The sequence below is a fragment of the Paenibacillus piscarius genome, from assembly GCF_022234545.1.
GTDB lineage: Bacteria > Bacillota > Bacilli > Paenibacillales > Paenibacillaceae > Paenibacillus_AQ > Paenibacillus_AQ piscarius.
On record NZ_JAIEUI010000003.1, the window covers coordinates 225,089 to 242,545 of the forward strand.

14 protein-coding genes are annotated in these 17,457 nt (G+C 55.3%); 9 read left to right on the plus strand and 5 right to left on the minus strand.

The annotated features are described in order from the left end of the window. The first annotated feature begins 179 nt into the window (after positions 1-179). A complete protein-coding gene (locus K1558_RS07035; protein WP_238650685.1) occupies positions 180-1,421 on the plus strand; it encodes a DUF445 domain-containing protein in 1,242 nt (413 codons plus the stop codon). A gap of 119 nt (positions 1,422-1,540) precedes the next feature. Here the strand turns inward: K1558_RS07035 and K1558_RS07040 are convergent, their stop codons facing one another. The 3 genes from K1558_RS07040 to K1558_RS07050 all read right to left on the minus strand — a co-directional run bounded on the left by K1558_RS07040 (position 1,541) and on the right by K1558_RS07050 (position 4,143). Continuing rightward, entirely contained in the window at positions 1,541-1,867 is a 327-nt protein-coding gene (locus K1558_RS07040) for a P-II family nitrogen regulator (RefSeq protein ID WP_238650686.1), read from the minus strand. A 225-nt stretch (positions 1,868-2,092) separates the two neighbouring features. Next, on the minus strand, positions 2,093-3,199 hold the full coding sequence (locus tag K1558_RS07045) for a glycosyltransferase family 4 protein (RefSeq protein ID WP_238650687.1): 1,107 nt from the start codon (positions 3,197-3,199) through the stop codon (positions 2,093-2,095). A gap of 122 nt (positions 3,200-3,321) precedes the next feature. Next, positions 3,322-4,143, minus strand: coding sequence for a coiled-coil domain-containing protein (locus tag K1558_RS07050; protein WP_238650688.1), 822 nt, complete (start codon positions 4,141-4,143; stop codon positions 3,322-3,324). Between the two features lie 304 nt (positions 4,144-4,447). On the opposite strand from K1558_RS07050, the gene K1558_RS07055 reads away from it, so the two are divergent. The 3 genes from K1558_RS07055 to pulA all read left to right on the plus strand — a co-directional run bounded on the left by K1558_RS07055 (position 4,448) and on the right by pulA (position 10,714). Beyond that, positions 4,448-7,993 (plus strand): PAS domain S-box protein, encoded by a 3,546-nt coding sequence (locus K1558_RS07055; RefSeq protein WP_238650689.1) that lies wholly within the window; start codon positions 4,448-4,450, stop codon positions 7,991-7,993. After that, positions 7,990-8,610 (plus strand): C39 family peptidase, encoded by a 621-nt coding sequence (locus tag K1558_RS07060; RefSeq protein ID WP_238650690.1) that lies wholly within the window; start codon positions 7,990-7,992, stop codon positions 8,608-8,610. The genes K1558_RS07055 and K1558_RS07060 overlap by 4 nt, the downstream gene beginning before the upstream one ends. A gap of 148 nt (positions 8,611-8,758) precedes the next feature. Beyond that, entirely contained in the window at positions 8,759-10,714 is a 1,956-nt protein-coding gene (pulA, locus tag K1558_RS07065; protein WP_238650691.1) for a type I pullulanase, read from the plus strand. A gap of 265 nt (positions 10,715-10,979) precedes the next feature. On the opposite strand, the gene K1558_RS07070 is transcribed toward pulA, so the two are convergent. Together K1558_RS07070 and K1558_RS07075 are read right to left on the minus strand one after the other, a co-directional pair. After that, a complete protein-coding gene (locus K1558_RS07070) occupies positions 10,980-11,846 on the minus strand; it encodes a hypothetical protein (RefSeq protein WP_238650692.1) in 867 nt (288 codons plus the stop codon). A 104-nt stretch (positions 11,847-11,950) separates the two neighbouring features. After that, the gene (locus K1558_RS07075; protein WP_238650693.1) at positions 11,951-12,472 is read right to left on the minus strand and encodes a TetR/AcrR family transcriptional regulator; all 522 of its coding nucleotides are present in this window, start codon (positions 12,470-12,472) and stop codon (positions 11,951-11,953) included. Between the two features lie 117 nt (positions 12,473-12,589). Here K1558_RS07075 and K1558_RS07080 point away from each other — a divergent pair, with 117 nt between their 5' ends. The 5 genes from K1558_RS07080 (at position 12,590) to yfcE (ending at position 17,342) form a co-directional block, all read left to right on the plus strand. Further along, positions 12,590-13,045, plus strand: a complete 456-nt coding sequence (locus K1558_RS07080; protein ID WP_238650694.1) for an NUDIX hydrolase — start codon at positions 12,590-12,592, stop codon at positions 13,043-13,045. Between the two features lie 234 nt (positions 13,046-13,279). Continuing rightward, on the plus strand, positions 13,280-13,606 hold the full coding sequence (locus K1558_RS07085; RefSeq protein WP_238650695.1) for a PadR family transcriptional regulator: 327 nt from the start codon (positions 13,280-13,282) through the stop codon (positions 13,604-13,606). A gap of 6 nt (positions 13,607-13,612) precedes the next feature. After that, a complete protein-coding gene (locus K1558_RS07090; protein WP_238650696.1) occupies positions 13,613-14,407 on the plus strand; it encodes a permease prefix domain 1-containing protein in 795 nt (264 codons plus the stop codon). 325 nt (positions 14,408-14,732) lie between these two features. Continuing rightward, entirely contained in the window at positions 14,733-16,217 is a 1,485-nt protein-coding gene (locus K1558_RS07095) for a glutamate synthase subunit beta (RefSeq protein ID WP_238650697.1), read from the plus strand. A 573-nt stretch (positions 16,218-16,790) separates the two neighbouring features. Continuing rightward, positions 16,791-17,342 carry a phosphodiesterase gene (yfcE, locus tag K1558_RS07100; RefSeq protein WP_238650698.1) on the plus strand — a complete coding sequence of 184 codons (552 nt, stop codon included), beginning with the start codon at positions 16,791-16,793 and terminating at the stop codon, positions 17,340-17,342. Positions 17,343-17,457 lie beyond the last annotated feature (115 nt).

Consider the following 17,457-nt stretch of genomic DNA (forward strand, 5'->3'; position numbering starts at 1 on the left):
GCTCTGCCTGTATCTTATCATTATTTATCTGAAAATTGTAAATCCGGTTTTCACAGCTATCCTGCTTACAGCCGGGTACAGATTTTCAGAAAGGCGTTCCCCCGTGGTACAATGAAAAGCAGACCTGAAACGGGTGGGGAAGCCACCTATGGCCGTTATGTAAGGGGGATAAGTTACTTATGAAATCCAGAAATCTAGCTACGATCTCGCTGGCCGTGATGGCCTGCGGGTTCCTGTTCACCTTATTTCTGCCGGAGAATCTGGCGGTGATTCTGCTGAGAGGCGGGTTTGAGGCAGGGCTTGTCGGGGGGATCGCTGACTGGTTTGCCGTGACGGCCCTGTTCCGTCATCCGCTGGGCCTGCGGATTCCGCACACCTCGCTGCTGCTGAAGAACCGGGATAAGCTCGTCCAGTCGTTAATCTCAGCCATGGAGAATGAGCTGCTGAACAAGGAGAGCATTGAGAACAAGCTGCGCAAAATCAATATTATAGCACTGGGAGCCGCCGCGCTGACCCGGTTCTTCTCCAGAAGGAGCGCCAGAGCGGAGCTGCTGGACCAGTTGAAGGGCTTCGTGCTGCGGCTGCCCGCAGAGAAGGCGGTTCCGCTTCTGCAATCGGCCGCTGTGGCCTATCTGCGTGAAGCGAAGCTTGGCGAAGCCGCCGACAAAGTGGCCACCCGCCTGATGAATGACGGCAAGGATATCGCCGCTCTGGATTATGCGCTTGAGGGGATCTCGGCCTGGAGCGCACGGCCGGAGACGCGGGCCATGCTGGGCAGGATCGCCAGCGAGAAGCTGGCCGAGGTGAAGCTGGGCGGGCTGAAGGGGATGGCCTTCCAGGCTTTTGTCGGATTCGTCGATGCCGACATGCTGGGTGAAATGCTCCAGGGCATGGTGCAGTCCACCATCCGTGACTTCAAGCAGGAGGATAACCCTAACCGGGAGCAGGTCATCCGGGAGATCAGGGTTGCACTGTTCCAGCTGGTGAGCAATGAAGAGGTGATCGGCTCGCTGAAGACTTGGGCGGTGAGTGAGCTGCAGGGGGAAGCGGCTACGGTATTTCTGCAACAGCAGCTTGAAGGGCTGCGCAGCAAAGCCGTTGCGCTAATCGAAGAGGATCAGGCCGGGGGCGGCCGCAAGCTGCTGCAGCTGTATGCTCTCCTGGTCCGGCGGATCAGCCTGGAGAAGGAATGGCTTCAGACGATTGAGGGCCGGATTCGCGGTACGCTGATTTCCTTCGTGGAGGGCAATCATTACCGGATCGGACAGCTGGTCAAGGAGAATCTGGACCAGATGGACGATGCCTCCCTGGTGGAGATGCTGGAGCAGAAGATCGGCAAGGATCTGCAGTGGATCCGTGTCAACGGAGCGGTATGCGGATTTGTGGTCGGGCTTGGGCTGACCGTGATTCAGCTGTTCTGAGAGAATACGGCATATACCATATAGAGGCAGCAGAGCATTCCCGGAGGCCGTTCCGTGAGGACGGAGACGGGCGGACGGCTCTGCTGCCTCTTAGTTATGTCTGCAAGCAAGAATGCAGGCTACAACAGGTTCTTGCCGTTGCTGATCGTATAGGCCTCCTGAACCGGCAGGACGAAGATTTTGCCGTCGCCGAATGAGCCATGCTCCCCGGTTCTGGCCGTGCGCATAATAATACTGATTACGTCATCCTTATCATCATCCTGGACTACGATCATCAGCAGCTTTTTGGAAATTTGATTGTAATGGTTGGTCCCGACCTGAATCCCCTTCTGTTTGCCCCGGCCGAGCAGATCCATCTTGCTGATGGAGGGGAAGCCGGCCAGCAGCAGTTCAGCCATGACTTCATCAGCTTTCTCAGGTCTTACAATCGCTTTGATCATTAACATAACGATGCACCCTTTCTACAGCGGATAGTGTGTGTTGTAGGGGTTGCCAATCCTGGTGACTGGTCTGCAACGCATTGTTTAATGGTACCGCTTACATGTTTAGTATAAGAATATGTGCGGCCGCATCCTGCGAGAAGGATCACACAATCTGTATTACATAATGTCGCATCCCGGCCTCATCCGGCCCCTGCCCCGCCGGAGCAGCCTAGCCGGAGCTTCCTCCGGCTACTTCGGGGCTGCAAGCTCCAGGTAGAGATGCTCCAGCTGCTCAGCGGTATGCTGCCATTCGAACCGCTCCAGAGCGTCTGCTCTTCCCTGCATTCCGGTCCTGGCAGCCAGTGCCGGGCTGCTTGCGATCTGCTTCATACGGCTGGCAAAAGCAGCCGGGTCTCTGTACCGCTTCACCAGATATCCGTTGTGGCCGGAGATGATAATCTCCCGGATTCCCCCGTTGCTGGAGGCAATCACCGGCAGTCCCGAGGCCATTGCCTCCACATTAACCAGCCCGAAGGATTCATGCCGCTGCGAAGGGCAGACGAAGCAGTCGGCGGCCTGGTACAGGGTGTGAATCTCCCCGTGCGGGATGTTGCCGAGGAACGTCACGGAGATTCCCAGCCGCCGGGCGAGCGATTTCAGCTGCCGCAGATAAGGAGGCTTGCCTCTGCCTGCGATAAGCAGGTGGCAGGGCACCTGCTGCTTCAGCCGGTGCATGGCCCGCAGCAGTACAGGCACGCCCTTGCGCGGGATGACACGGCCTGCGAACAGGACCGTGAAGCCTGCGGGCAGGCCGTGCAGCGCCCGCAGGCGGGCCTTCTCTTGCGGATTGGGCGGACTGAAGCGCGACAGGTCCGCTCCCAGAGGCACGAGGTGCAGTCTGCGCCGGATGCCGGGGAACCGCCGGGCAAGCCGCTGCTCCAGGGAGCGGCTGTTCGCCGCGACCGCATCGGCCATAGCGAGGCTGCGGGCAGTCCGGGCTCCCGGCGGCACGAAGGTCAGGGAATGGATGAAGGCCAACACCGGCGTCCCGGGATGCTGCCGCTTCACGGCTGCGGCCAGCAGCGGCCGGTTATCGATCTGAAGGAGATCGAACGGCTCTGCCGTCTTCAGGTAGCCGAGAACGGAGCTGCGGTACCTTGAAGGGGTGCCGGAGGGCAGCCGGATGATCCGGACCTGCTCGGTCTCGGCAGTGTCAGGGAGTCCCGGAGCCCTCCGGCTCACGATCGTCACCTGATGCCTCCGCGCCAGTCTCCTGGCGATATTCCAGATGCAAATCTCTACCGAGCCGTCCCCGGGGACCGGGAACTGCTCCGGTGCAATCATACAGATACGCATTGTGGCTGCTCCTCCTGCTCCGAACCTTAGGTAGTTGTTCTCTACCTAACATATGCGCGCATGCTCCGGGAAGCTACTGGCGCGGCAAGAAGCCTGCCGGACCTTGCCGAAACGACGCCGCTTCAGCTGCGGGCCTGCTTCAAGGCGGCGGCGATCACGCCGGCAACAGCCTGCTCATGCTCTATAATCTTCAGCTTGCAGGCTGCAATCTGCCGGTAACCGGACACGGCCGAGGATAAGGCCTGGCCGGCTAAGGATGAGTTCTGCTTGCGAATCGCTGCCCGGAAGTCGCTCCAGTCTGCGGTTAGCCGCTTGTTCAGCGCAGCGGCTGCACTTTTCTGTGACTTGATCCTGCTCTGCAGGCTGTCGATGCCGGCCAGCGTCTTGCGGACAGCCGCGACCTTGCGGGTCCGGGTAGCCTTGGCCGCCTTCAGCTGCGCTTCCTTGTCACGGATCTCCTGGCGTGCAGCCTGCACAAGCAGCTTCATTGCTTCAGACTGGGCCCGCAGCACGGCATTCAGCGTCTTGTCCTTCAAGCCCTTGAGCAGGGAGATCCGCTTGTTCAGCGCACTGTATTGGTCGAACAGCGGCTGATAGCGTGCCTTGGCGCTGGTGACAGCTGCGCTCAGCCGCGAGATGGCAGCGAGGTCAATGTTCTTGACTGCCTCCTTGGCTGCCTTCAGCGCCTCAGTATTCTGATCATGCAGTGCCCGGATTTCTGTCTCCCGGCTGTCATATTGCGCGGACAGGAGTGACAGCTCACTGAACAGGCCCTTCAGCCGTGCTCTTCCGGCACTGTCTGCTGCCGCTGCCGTCAGACCGAAGGAGGCCTCGACGGATGAGGTAATCACCGTCGTTGAGGCGGCAGCCGTTCCGGCGGGGGGAACCAGAGCCAGGAGCAGGGACAGCATCAGCAGGGGGACGGTATTGCGCAGAGTGTTCATTGTATTCCTCCTCTTGAAGTGTTTATGACCCGGATAACGCCAAAAAGCACCCGCAGCAAAGGCCAACAGGCCTCTATTACGGGTGCTTCCAGCGTAATGAGTCATGAATGTAGATTTACTTTTAAATATATCGGGGAATGCTAGAATAGTCAATATTTTCAATTCAGATCATGCTTGTGGTTAAGAGTTCTCCTGATTTTGTTCCGCAGACTTCTTGGCGTATACTGTGAGAACGGATTGGGAGCAGAAGGATACCAGAGGGCCAGCCGAAGCGCCGGACCCATGAAGAAGGAGGCTGTATGTTATGGATCACTTGGCTGGAAATACAAGCATTCTGGATCAAGCATTCCAGTTATCTCCGGTGGGGATGGCAGTACTGTCTCCCGAAGGGGAATGGATCAAGGTTAACCCTGCGCTGTGCAATATGCTGGGCTGCAGCGAAGCAGATTTGCTCACAGGGAATCTGACTGGCTGTAATTGGGTCTTGCAGGATGACGGGCAGGAATTCTCTGTTCAGAGCATTATGGAAGAGCTTGCCCGGCTGCAGGGGCAGTCCCTGCAGAAGGAGTACCGCTTCTGCGGTCCTGGCGGCCAGCCCTTCCGGCTCTCGTTGACGTTTATTCCGGCCGGATTGCAGCTCCCGGCGCAGAATATCATGGTATACGCGCAGAATGTGACAGAACGCAACATTGCCGACCAGCTGACGGTGGACAGCCGCGATCTGTACAATCTGTTCATCAAAGATGACCAGAGCATGATTTCCTTCTCCCTGCCGGACGGAACGTTAACCTTCATATCACCATCCTCCTACTCCCAGCTCGGATATCATCCGGATGAGATTATCGGGAGGAACCGCGCAGAATTCTATCACCCTGATGATGTGGAGGAGATCAACAGCTCGAACAGCCTGCTGGAGAACGATATCTCCATCCGCCGCCTGCGCCACAAGGAAGGGCATGATCTGTGGTTCGAGACGTCCTTCCATGTACTGCGTGATGAGAAAGGTGAGGTTACCCGCATTTTGGGGATCGGCCGCAATGTCACCCGGCGCAAGCACAGTGAGGAGGCCCTTGCGTCCGCCCAGCGGGTGGCCAGAATAGGCTCATGGGGCTGGGATCTGGTAAAGGGGAAAATCACGTTCTCTGAGGAGCTGCGGCGTATTTTGCAGTATGGCGTGTACTCCGGCGATGTGAGTCAGGCAGCGTTCCTGGAATTGGTTCATCCCGAAGATATTGCGCTTCTGCAGGAAGCTGTAGAGCGGGCCGTACGCCAGGGGGAAGCTGGAAATACCGCTTTCCGGATGATTTTGCCGGAGGGCGGGGTTCTGATGGCGCATGTTCAGTGGGATGTGACCACAGGACCGGAAGGCCGGCCGGTCCGGCTGTTCGGCATGATGCAGGATATTACCGAGCGTATGCTGATGGAGGAGCAATTGCGCGAGAGTGAGCGGAACTTCCGGCTGATGTCAGAGAACTCACTGGATCTGATCTCCCGCCATTCGATTAAGGACAGTATCTTCCTGTATTGCTCTCCCGCCAGCCTGTCCCTGCTCGGCTATACGCCGGAAGAGATGACCGGCACCAGCGCTTATGATTATCTGCATCCCGATGACCGGGCGATAATTATGGACCAGATGGCCGAGAGCGAGAAATCGGGCATTATTCCGCCGTTCTCCTTCCGCTACCGCCACAAGAACGGCACGTACATCTGGTTTGAAACGAACAGCCGGTATATTTTTGACGGGCAGGGCCGGAAGACAGAGATTATTGCGGTTGGCCGCGATATTACAGAACGCAAGCAGTTTGAATCGAAGCTGCAGGAGAACGAGCAACGCTACAAATCCCTGTTCGAGTACAACCCTGCGGCGGTATATTCCATGAATCTGCAGGGCGAATATCTCACGGCGAATGCCAATCTGGAGGAGCTGAGCGGATACTCGCTGGAGGAGCTGCTGGGGAATTATTACGGGCCCCTAGTCGCTGAGAAGGATATTGAGAAGACGCTGCATCACTTCACCCTTGCCAGCCAGGGGGAGCCGCAGAGCTACGACCTGACGGTGATCCACAAAGACGGGCATCCGGTGGAGATCAATACGATCAATATCCCGATTGTTGTCGATAATGAGGTTGTAGGGGTATATGGAATCTCCCGCGATATCACGGATCACATCCGGTATACCGAGCAGATCGAGAAGCTGAGCAATGATTATACCCTGATTCTCAATGCGGTGTCTGAAGGGATATTCGGTCTGGATAACGAGGGCAGAGTGACCTTCATTAATCCTGCGGGCGCACATATGCTGGGCTTCGGACAAGACGAGATTACCGGCCGCCATTACCTGGACCACATTCAGCAGACTGCGCTTGACGGCAATCATTACCAGCCGGAGGAATCGCCTCTGATCCGGGCAGTACAGGCAGGGCAGTCCTATCAGAGCAAGGATGCGGTGCTGTGGCGCAAGGACGGCTCCAGCTTCCTGGCCGAGTACCAGGTGACCCCTCTGTTCGATAAGGGCGAGCGCAAGGGAGCGGTTGTCGTCTTCCGTGACATCACAGATGAGCAGGAGATTATCCGGGCGAAGGAGCTGGCGGAGAAGGCAGACCAGGCCAAATCCGAGTTCCTGGCAATCATGAGTCATGAGCTGCGTACCCCGATGAACGGCATTATAGGCATGACGGATCTGCTGGCCGAGACGGAGCTGGATGAGGAGCAGCGGGGGTACGCAGGGATTATCAGCGAGAGCAGTACATCCCTGCTATATATTCTTAATGAGATTCTGGATTTCAGCAAGATTGAAGCCGGTAAAATGACACTCACCCACGAACCGGTCAGCCTGCGGGAGTTACTCGACAACATTACCGAACTCTTCATGCCCAAGGCGCGGGAAAAGGGTATTGAACTCTCCTCCCGGATCGCCGGCGATGTGCCGGAGCTGATTATGGGCGATGCTGCCCGCCTGCGCCAGGTGCTGGTGAACCTCGTCAGCAATGCCGTTAAGTTCACGGAGAAGGGACAGGTTGCCATCCGGCTGGATGCGGAGGTCTGCGGGGAGAACCGGGAGCTTACCCTGAGATTCAGCGTAAGGGATACAGGGATCGGCATCCCGCCAGAGAAGCAGCCGCTGCTGTTCCAGTCCTTCTCCCAGCTCCATCCGTCCATCAACCGCAAGTATGGGGGGACCGGACTGGGCCTCGCCATCTGCAAGCGGCTGGTTGAGCTGATGGGCGGGGCCATCACCGTGGAGAGCGAGGTGGGTGCAGGCTCTGACTTCTACTTCACCCTGCCGGTGGGCACAGACCCGGAAGGTAGCCGGGCGGACACAGCTGACGGATCCGGCGAGCCTGATCCTGCAAGAGGAGAGCTTGCGGAACGGGCCCATGCGGAGGCTGAACTGGGCCGGGCGCAATCGGCAGCGGGCAGTGAGCTGCCGGTCCCGGCAGGGGAGGACTGCCCTGAGGCAGGTGTTAGCTCCATGCGGATACTGATCGCGGAGGATCACCCGGTCAACCAGAAGCTGCTGCTGACGATGCTGGGCAAGAAAGGCTACACTGCAGATCTGGTGGATAACGGTGAAGCGGCACTGCAGGCGGTTCTTCATGAGCCGTACGATCTTGTATTCATGGATGTGCAGATGCCGGGAATGAGCGGTCTTACGGCAACGGACAGCATCCGCCGTGAGGCTTCGCTTGAACATCAGCCTTTCATCACGGCAGTAACTGCCTTCGCGCGGGAAGAGGACCGGGAACGCTGCCGTGCAGCGGGAATGGATGACTTTGTGAGCAAGCCGTTTCTGAGCGCGGATATTGACCGGATATTGAGGAAATGCCGCAGCAGGCAGGTGATTTCATGAGCCGCGGGCCTTCCGGGCAGCGGCTCAGAGCAGAGGCTTATACGCAGTGGGAGACCGGTGTGGCCTCCCCTGCCTCGGCCTGCGGCCCGGCAACGATGGCTGCGCTGGCGGAATATTGGCATTCGCATCAGAACAGGGGGTTCGTCCCCGGTGTCCGTCATTTTGGTTCCAAAGCCGCGCAGATTAATTATATTTATACTCATCATGGGGGGACGCCCTGGGGCATGAGCGCCCGCAGCTTCGCAAGAGGGCTCAGGGCATACATCACCCAGGCGGCTCCCCCTGAATATGACCGTAACACGACTGTGAGAATATCGCTGTTCAATGACATTGCCCGCTACAGAGCCGAGATCGATGCCGGGCGTCCCTTGGCCCTGAAGTTCGATAAGTGGTTCAGCCTGCGCTGGCGGGGCAGGTATGTCTATGATTATCATTGGGTCCTCGGAATCGGCTATGAGAATCAGCAGGACGGCTCCTGCACACTGCTTGTTCATGACAACGGAGTGCGGCATCAGGGCGGCGGCTATACTCCGGGCAGAGAACGTCAGATCTCTTATGAGGCAAACAGACGGATCATTACCATGGTATCGCTGGACATCCCCGCGGGGCCTCAATGAAGATGAAATCTCAAATTCAAACGTTTGCACAAAACGCGCCGTTAAGATAAAATTTCATATGAATACACCTGATATACATAGGCTTTCAAGTGAATTTCCCGGGATTAAAGCCATATATTGCAGGTAAGGATAAAGGAGGCGGTCAGCCTTGTCAGTACAAAAAGAAATGAAGGAACCCATTCACTACGGAGATCCGGCGGCTACCGGCGGGATATCCGTGTTTGACCGTGAGTTCGACGAGCTATTCGGTTATGACGGAGATGATCTGGGTCTGAGCTATTCCTCAGCGGGCTCTGACATCTGTCTGTGGGCACCGACCGCCGGGGAGGCGGTACTAATCCTCTATGACTCCTGGCAGGAGGCAGAGGGACAGCGGCTTCCGATGGCCCGCGACGTCCGGGGGACCTGGAGAATCAGCGTTCCGGGCGATCTGGACGGAAAATTCTACACCTATGCGGTGCTGATCGGGGGACAGTGGCATGAGGCGGTTGACCCTTATGCCCGCGCGGTCGGTGTGAACGGCGACAGAGGCGCTATTCTGGATCTGCGCAAGACGGACCCTGTGCGCTGGACAGAGGACAAACCGCCGCTGGAGGACCCGGTGGATGCGGTAATCTATGAGCTTCATCTTCGTGACCTGTCGGTTCATCCGGCCAGCGGGATTAAGCACAAAGGGCAATACCTGGGCCTGGCGGAAGCGGGAACCCGCGGCCCTGAAGGGATTGCGACCGGGCTTGATCATATCGCCGGGCTGGGCGTAACCCATGTGCAGCTACTGCCTATCTATGATTATGCTACCGAGAGTGTGGATGAGACCCGGCTTGCGGAGCCCCATTATAATTGGGGCTATGATCCCAAGAACTACAATGCGCCTGAAGGCTCCTATGCCACAGACCCGTATCTTCCGGGCCTGCGTATCCGGGAGCTGAAGACGATGATCCAGGCGCTGCATGACCGCGGCCTGCGGGTCATCATGGATGTGGTATACAATCATGTGTATGACGGCTTCCGCGTCAATTTCACCAAGCTGGTCCCCGGCTATTATCTGCGTTATAAGAAGGACGGGCAGTTGTCGAACGGCTCCGGCTGCGGGAATGATACCGCCTCCGAGCGGAAGATGATGTCCCGCTTCATTGTTGAATCCGTGCTGTACTGGGCTAGGGAGTACCATATCGACGGCTTCCGCTTCGATCTGATGGGCCTGCATGATATAGGGACGATGAACGAGATCCGCCGCCGTCTGGATGAGCTGGACCCGTCGATCCTGACGATAGGTGAAGGCTGGGTAATGGAGACGGAGCTGGCCGAGGAGCTGCGGGCGAACCAGTCCCAGGCCAATCAGATGCCGGGCATTGGGCACTTCAACGACGGCTTCCGCGATGCAGTGAAGGGCAATATCTTTTTGCATGACCAGAAGGGCTTCATCAGCGGCGGCATCGGCTTTGAGCGCAATGTGAAGGTCGGCATCGCCGGAGGGATTTACTACGCCCCGGGCCTCGGCCAATACGCCCAGGAGCCGCAGCAGAGCGTCAACTTCGTGGAATGTCATGACAATCATACATTGTGGGATAAGCTGCTCTTGTCTACGGCAGGGGGAGAAGACGGTCAGCGCCGTGCCATGCACCATCTGGCCTCGGCCATCGTGCTGACCAGCCAGGGCATTCCGTTCATCCATGCCGGGCAGGAGTTCCTGCGGACCAAGGGGCTGGTGGAGAACAGCTACAAATCACCGGTCGAGGTGAATTGGCTGGATTGGGAACGCTGCGCAGAGCATGGCGAGTCGGTCGATTACATGAAGCGGCTGATTGCGCTGCGCGCAGCTCACCCCGCCTTCCGGCTGCGGACCGCCGATGAGATCCGTGACCATCTGGTCTTCGAGGAGGCTCCGGCCCATTCGGTAGCCTTCACGCTCCGCGATCATGCCGGCGGTGATCCCGCACAGCATCTGTACGTACTGTACAATGCGAACCCGGATGGCGCAGCATTGAAGCTGCCTGAGCTGGGCGAATGGAGCGTCGTATTCAGCGGAGCGCATATAGCCCGTCTGGACAATGGCACTTTAACGGCTGATGGCATCGGCATGATCGTACTTGCTGTTAACTAACTCATACGTATCAAGCAGAAGCAGGCTGTCTGGGCAGCCTGCTTTGTGCTTAAGTAGGAAATTATGATTTTCGTTCGGTGTGGATAAGTTGTGCGTGTAGGCGCGTGAGCCTGATATGGTCGAAAAACCGACCATAATAGTGATGCCGCACGAGTTTTGTTCTGTGCGTGGACTATGAACGGTTGCATGAACCAGCTGAATGAAGCGCCTGGCTAGAATGTATGCGGAAAACCGAATACAATGTGAGGAGCAGTAGTACCCGCCACTAATCCTTACATCGGATTTTAAAAGCACACATCAGAGCCGAAATGGCAGTGAGCAGCCACACCAGCAAACAGAGGCTGGCAAGCATCGGAAACAAGTCTACCTCAAACATAGAACGCCCAAGACCAGTCTGAACAGCTATTAACAAAATGGCCATCAGCCAAGCGATGCAGCCTGTGTGCAAGAGCAGGCGTTGTCTGTCCTGCCGATAATTCGAATGCTCCAGCAGCCAGGCCGGTAACAGTAGGGTTTGGAGGGAGTGGAAGCCAATGCCATGCAGCACAATATAATTGCCTCCAGCTGTGGTAAAACGGCCTTGTAAGCTCATCATCATCAGTCCGGCCAGATTAGCGATGAATACCGACAGCAAGGCATAACGGATACCGGTGATAAGTATAGGGCGCGATAAGGGAGCCTTCATTTTCAGAAATTGGACCGCCAGCAGAATACCCCCGATGACAAAAGAAAGAGATAGGACGCCAAATAAAGCTCCCGCAAGGGTGTCCACCAGGCTGCCGGCTTTAGAGAACCGGGGATTGAAGCCCCGGAAATTCTGTAGGGTTTCAATTGCATAGCTGTAGGAAGCAGCAACAATATTAAGCCGGCGAACCACTTTTCTCATACGGGTGGTAAAGCCTGCAAGGGGAAAGATCGCAGCAATGGATAACAGAAAAATGCCTAAGGCTGCTGCAAATGAGAATACATTTTGAATATTCCCCTCCGGCAGTACAACTGCTCCTTGAAAGAACATAATGACAGCAGCATATCCCGCAATAGCAAACCCAAGCAGGCCAAGCATAACGAGCGTTTTTTCACGCTTAAAAATAGATACGGCAGATATTAATAACCCGTTGAATATTGGGTGCACGATTAGCTCACCTCTTAAATTTATTTATCAATCAATAAGTAATCCTCAAAATAATGGCAAGCAGTAACAGATCCGAATCCATCCGTTTGCTGCTTGCACATCCTTCAGTTTTTAGTTGAAAGAATGGATTGTTTTATTTCTGTTAAATCAAGCACCTCGGATAACGTGACCAGCAGCCCCATGCTCATGAAACGGATTGCCTTTTCTTCCGCATCGGGTAACCCGGCTCTCTGAAATTTTGCAGTCACTTCATCAAAAATAGTCTTATAAAGCTCAGCAGAATGCTGTTTGATCCCTGCTTCCGATATGGTGTAAGCCTGCATGACCATCAATACCTCGGAACGGTGTGTCTCCATTAAGCTAAAAAAACTGGCGCCCATAGCGCCAACCAACTGGTCAGCAGGTGCCTCGACCGCCATAAAAGTGTCATGAATCCGCTCGTAGGCACGTTTTAACACAGCTATATATAAGTCTTCTTTGTTGTCAAAAAAATGAAAGATGTAGGGCTGTGTAACTCCTGCGGCTCTAGCTACCATAGCAGTAGTTGTCCTGTAGTAGTCATATTCTGCAAACAAGGTTAATGCGCTTTCCATTATTTTCTGTTTCTTATCTTCCTTTGCTGCCATTGCGATCAGTTCCAATCATTTATTTATCGTGCGATAAATAAATCATATAAAAGTATGATTTATCTGTCAATGCTATACTAAGCTAAATACAGTAGAACTTAGAAGGACGTGAAAAAGATGAGCAATTATATTAAACAAATCCGGGCCTTAGTCGGAACCCATCCCCTCATTATGGCAGGAGCTTGTGTGATTTTGCTGGATTCTCATGGGCGATTATTATTGCAACAGAGAACAGATAACGGCATGTGGGGATTACCTGGAGGCTCCATGGAGCCGGGGGAAGAGATGATCGAGGTGGCGAAGCGGGAGCTTTGGGAAGAGGTAGGACTAGAGGCGCTGGATTTAGAGCTTCTGGATTTATTTTCCGGGCCGGAGCTGTATTACCAATATCCCAATGGAGACGAAGTACATAATGTTGTTGCAGCATATCTGTGCAAGGATTACCAGGGAACGATTAGAGGAGACGGGGATGAGGTGCAGGATATTCAGTTTTTTGAGCTGGATCGATTGCCAAGTCACATAAGCCCTCCAGACCGGCCCATCATATCAAGGTTTCTAAGAGATCAGTTGTAGCACCATCAAAGTTCAGAAATAAGCTCCGATTTTAACGCTCTTTGGAGGAAAATCTCCAAGGAGCGCTTTTTAGTATCTGGTTATCTGAGTCGGCACTAGTACCCGCAACCCCGCTGTAGCCCGCTTTTTCAAAAATAATTCACCATCTATCATGAATACTACTTCATCTGTCGTAGTAATTGTGCTACACTGAACTTAATTACTACGACAGATGAAGTAATAGGAGGCAGACCATTGATCAGCAGTGATGTGATCAGGGGATATAACGATACGATGATCCTCTACATGCTTCTGGACGGGGAGTCTTACGGCTATGAGATATCCAAGAACATCCGTAAGCTCTCGGAGGAGAAGTACATTATGAAGGAGACGACGCTCTACTCAGCGTTCGCCCGGCTGGAGAAGAACGGGTATATCGATTCTTTTTATCTGGATGAGACGTTCGGCAAGAGACGCACCTACTACCGTATCACTCCCCTGGGCCTGGCTTATTACCGGGCGAAATGTGAGGAATGGCAGGTCACGCAGGAAGTCATTAACCAATTCATAAAGGAGCTGTGAAGAACCTTGGATACCATTATCGGCTATCTGAACAATATGTTCGCTTCCCTGCCCGGAACAGAACAGATGATGAAGCTGAAGCAGGAGCTGCTTGGCAATATGGAGGAGAAGTACTATGAACTGAAGAGTGAGGGCAAGTCGGAGAATGAGGCGGTCGGCATCGTCATTTCCGAATTCGGCAATATCGATGAGCTGATCAGCGAGCTGGGGCTTGAAGAAGCCCATAAGGATCCGGGACAGCGGCTGCCCATGCTTGACGAATTTGTTGTAGAAGATTTTATCGCTGCCAAAAGAAGATCGGGACTGCTCACCGGGCTCGGTACCTTTCTGATTATGCTGGGTGCTTCCTTGCTGATCTTCAGTACCGGCCTGGCAGAGAACGGGTTCATGGATTCGGTATTCTCTGAGGACGCCATGACCATGCTTGGACTGGTGGCTCTGTTCCTGCTGCTTGTGCCTGCGATTGCAATCTTCATGTACAGCGGCAGGAAGATGGAGAAATTCAAATATCTGGAGTCCGCCGAATTCACCCTGCCTTACCCTTTGGAAGCGTATATTGAGCAGAGACAATCCGCTTTTGCCGCGACCTATACGCTGTCGCTCATCATGGGTGTCTGTTTATGCGTATTGTCACCGGTTATTATCTTCGTAGCCACTGCGTTTGGAGATGAATACAGCTCCTATGGGGCAGCGGTTCTGCTGGATGTGGTTGCGGTGGCGGTGTTCCTTTTCGTATATTACGGGAGTATCCGGGGGGCCTATCAGATCCTGTTGAAGTCCGGGGATGTCAGTGGAAAATAGCCGGGTAACAGGATAACTGCTGCCACAGCCTCGCCTCTTCAGTCGTCTGCCACAAAAAGTTAAAAAATAAGGTGACATAGCTCATGTCCGTCTCCTGCAGATGATGTTAATATGAAGGCATTTATTCCCCTTATTATAACTGTGCAAGAGCCTGTACCGGGGTGGTTTTCAGCTCCGTTACAGGCTGTTGCTTCACTGCTTTACAGTGACAGATTTGCAGGCGGTGACAGCAGAGAATGTTTCTTTGCTTAAGCCGGGTGCGGGCATAAATGCCGCTGTGTACCTCTTTTGGCGGCCAATCAGAGAGACTCGGAGGATGAGAGGGATGGGTAAATCAACCGGATTTTTGGAATATGAGCGGCGGACGCCTGCCGAATGTGAGCCTATGGAACGGATTAAGCACTGGAATGAATTCTCTGTTCCCTTAGATGAAGAACAGCTGCGGGAGCAGGGGGCCCGCTGTATGGATTGCGGAACCCCCTTCTGCCATGTAGGGCGTATGCTGTCCGGGATGGCGAGCGGCTGTCCGCTGCATAACCTGATACCAGAGTGGAATGACATGGTGTACCGCGGGAACTGGCAGGTGGCGCTGAAGCGTCTGCATAAGACCAATAACTTCCCGGAATTCACGGGACGTGTCTGTCCTGCACCGTGTGAAGGCTCTTGCACAGTAGGGAAGAACGGTGATCCGGTAACAATCAAGTCGATTGAAAAAGCGATTGTCGATAGAGGGTTCGCGGAAGGCTGGATCGTACCTGAGCCGCCGCTGACCCGGACGGGCAAGAAGGTTGCCGTCGTAGGCTCCGGTCCTGCCGGGCTGGCCTGTGCCGCCCAGCTCAACAAAGCGGGACACAGTGTAACGGTATATGAGCGGGCGGACCGGATCGGCGGTCTGCTGACCTACGGCATTCCGAACATGAAGCTCGATAAGAATAAGGTGCAGCGCCGGGTGGACCTGCTGGCGGCGGAGGGTATTACCTTCGTCACCCGTACCGAGATCGGCCGAGATATTACAGCCGCACAGCTCCAGGAGGAGAACGATGCGGTGGTTCTCTGCGGCGGTTCTACGAAGGCGCGCGACCTGCCGCTGGAAGGCCGGGAGCTGCGCGGCATCCATCAGGCGATGGAGTTCCTGACGCTGAACACGAAGAGCCTGCTGGATTCCGGGCTGGCGGATGGAGAGTATCTGTCGGCGGCTGGCAAGGATGTGGTCGTCATCGGCGGCGGAGACACAGGAACGGACTGTGTAGCGACCTCCATCCGCCACGGCTGCCGCAGCGTAATCCAACTGGAGATTATGCCGCAGTCGCCATTGACCCGCCAGCCGGGCAACCCTTGGCCGGAATGGCCAAAGGTGCTGAAGGTGGACTACGGGCAGCAGGAGGCGGCTTCCCTGTATGAGGAAGATCCGCGCCGCTATCTGGTGAATACGAAACGTTTTGTGGGCGATGCGGACGGCCGGGTGCAGGAGCTGCATACGGTGCGCATCGAATGGAAGCGCACGGAAGACGGGCGGATGGCGCCGGTCGAAATACCGGGCAGCGAGGAGGTCATTCCGGCGCAGCTTGTGCTGCTGGCGCTGGGCTTCACCGGACCGGAGGAGACGGTGCCGGAACAGCTCGGCGTGGAGCGTGATGAGCGCTCTAACGTCAAGGCCGAATTCGGCCTACAGGCCACGAATGTGGAGGGAGTCTTCACCGCCGGCGACATGCGGCGCGGACAGAGCCTTGTGGTCTGGGCGATTAACGAAGGCCGCCAGGCCGCCCGCGAGGTAGACCGCTACCTGATGGGCTCGTCTAATTTGCCTTAAGGCATGGCGAAATAAGGGAAGCTAGTTTGAGTGTGGTGTTCCATTGTGAGACGCTAGGTCAAGCGATGTCCGTCAAGGAACGCCTGATAAGGTGAGTTCTGCCAAGTATGTCTGCCAAGAGACGCCCCTCCCGGGCGTCTTGCTTAGATAGATAAGAATTTATATGTTTTGGGGTCCCCGCAAAGTACCTGAGTCACCACCTACGCTAAAGCCCCACTTTGTGGGGTTATTTTGCGTTCCCCGCCCCGGCTGCTCGTTTATAGTAGGATGCAGGTGTGAGGTGGTGCGTTTTGCGTTTAATGTTGCACATAATGCAATTTCGCCCCGGCAATAGGCGGGGTTCAGGCGGAATTGTTGCACAGAATGCAGGATTCAGCCTGCTATTTCGCCCGGAGGAGAAGGAATGCTGCTTTTTATGCAACATTTTTGGAATAGGCCTGTGGCTGTAAATAGAATGTTGCATTTTGGGCATGATTTTGGCCGAGAGCTTCAACAGGTTTGGCAAAAAGCGTTATAGTAGAAGCTAGTTGGCAGTCACACTTTAATCTATATTCACAGAAAGGAAGCACCCACATGAAATTAATGTTCATTTCCGATATTCACGGATCGCTGTTCTGGCTGGAGCAGGCGCTGGCGAAGGCGGAGGAGGAGCAGCCGCACACGCTGGTGATGCTGGGCGATTTCCTGTATCACGGGCCGAGAAATCCGCTGCCGGAGGGATATAACCCCCAGGGGGTCGCCGACAGGCTGAATGCTTACAGCCAAGCGGGCAAGTCGCTGGCAGCTGTAAGAGGTAACTGTGACGCCGAGGTGGACCAGATGCTGCTGCAGTTCCCGATGATGGGCGATTATGTGCTGATTCTGCACGAAGGCCGGAAGATCTACGCGACGCACGGACACGGGTTCAGCATCGACCACTTACCGGCGCTCGCCCCGCAGGATGTATTCATCCAGGGGCATACGCATCTGCCGGTGGCGGAGGTGAAGGAGGGGATTACCGTCCTTAACCCCGGGTCGATCGCCCTGCCCAAAGAGAACAACCCGAATTCCTACGGCGTTCTGGAGAACGGCGAATTCCTCATTAAGGACTTCAGCGGCAAAATCATCAAGCAAATTACGCTGTAACAGGCTTAACAGGCCGTCTCCACTCTAAGATCCCTCTGGATATTTCCAGAGGGATTATTGCTGCGCGGCAATTGAGCGCACCGGCATATTATTGTATGATGGGTGAGGAGCTTCG

Excerpts from the sequence above, each read along its gene's own strand:
- K1558_RS07035 (WP_238650685.1), top strand. The coding sequence starts at position 180 with ATGAAATCCAGAAATCTAGCTACGATCTCGCTGGCCGTGATGGCCTGC.
- K1558_RS07040 (WP_238650686.1), bottom strand. The coding sequence starts at position 1,867 with ATGTTAATGATCAAAGCGATTGTAAGACCTGAGAAAGCTGATGAAGTC.
- K1558_RS07045 (WP_238650687.1), bottom strand. The coding sequence starts at position 3,199 with ATGCGTATCTGTATGATTGCACCGGAGCAGTTCCCGGTCCCCGGGGAC.
- K1558_RS07050 (WP_238650688.1), bottom strand. The coding sequence starts at position 4,143 with ATGAACACTCTGCGCAATACCGTCCCCCTGCTGATGCTGTCCCTGCTC.
- K1558_RS07055 (WP_238650689.1), top strand. The coding sequence starts at position 4,448 with ATGGATCACTTGGCTGGAAATACAAGCATTCTGGATCAAGCATTCCAG.
- K1558_RS07060 (WP_238650690.1), top strand. The coding sequence starts at position 7,990 with ATGAGCCGCGGGCCTTCCGGGCAGCGGCTCAGAGCAGAGGCTTATACG.
- K1558_RS07075 (WP_238650693.1), bottom strand. The coding sequence starts at position 12,472 with ATGGCAGCAAAGGAAGATAAGAAACAGAAAATAATGGAAAGCGCATTA.
- K1558_RS07080 (WP_238650694.1), top strand. The coding sequence starts at position 12,590 with ATGAGCAATTATATTAAACAAATCCGGGCCTTAGTCGGAACCCATCCC.
- K1558_RS07095 (WP_238650697.1), top strand. The coding sequence starts at position 14,733 with ATGGGTAAATCAACCGGATTTTTGGAATATGAGCGGCGGACGCCTGCC.
- yfcE (WP_238650698.1), top strand. The coding sequence starts at position 16,791 with ATGAAATTAATGTTCATTTCCGATATTCACGGATCGCTGTTCTGGCTG.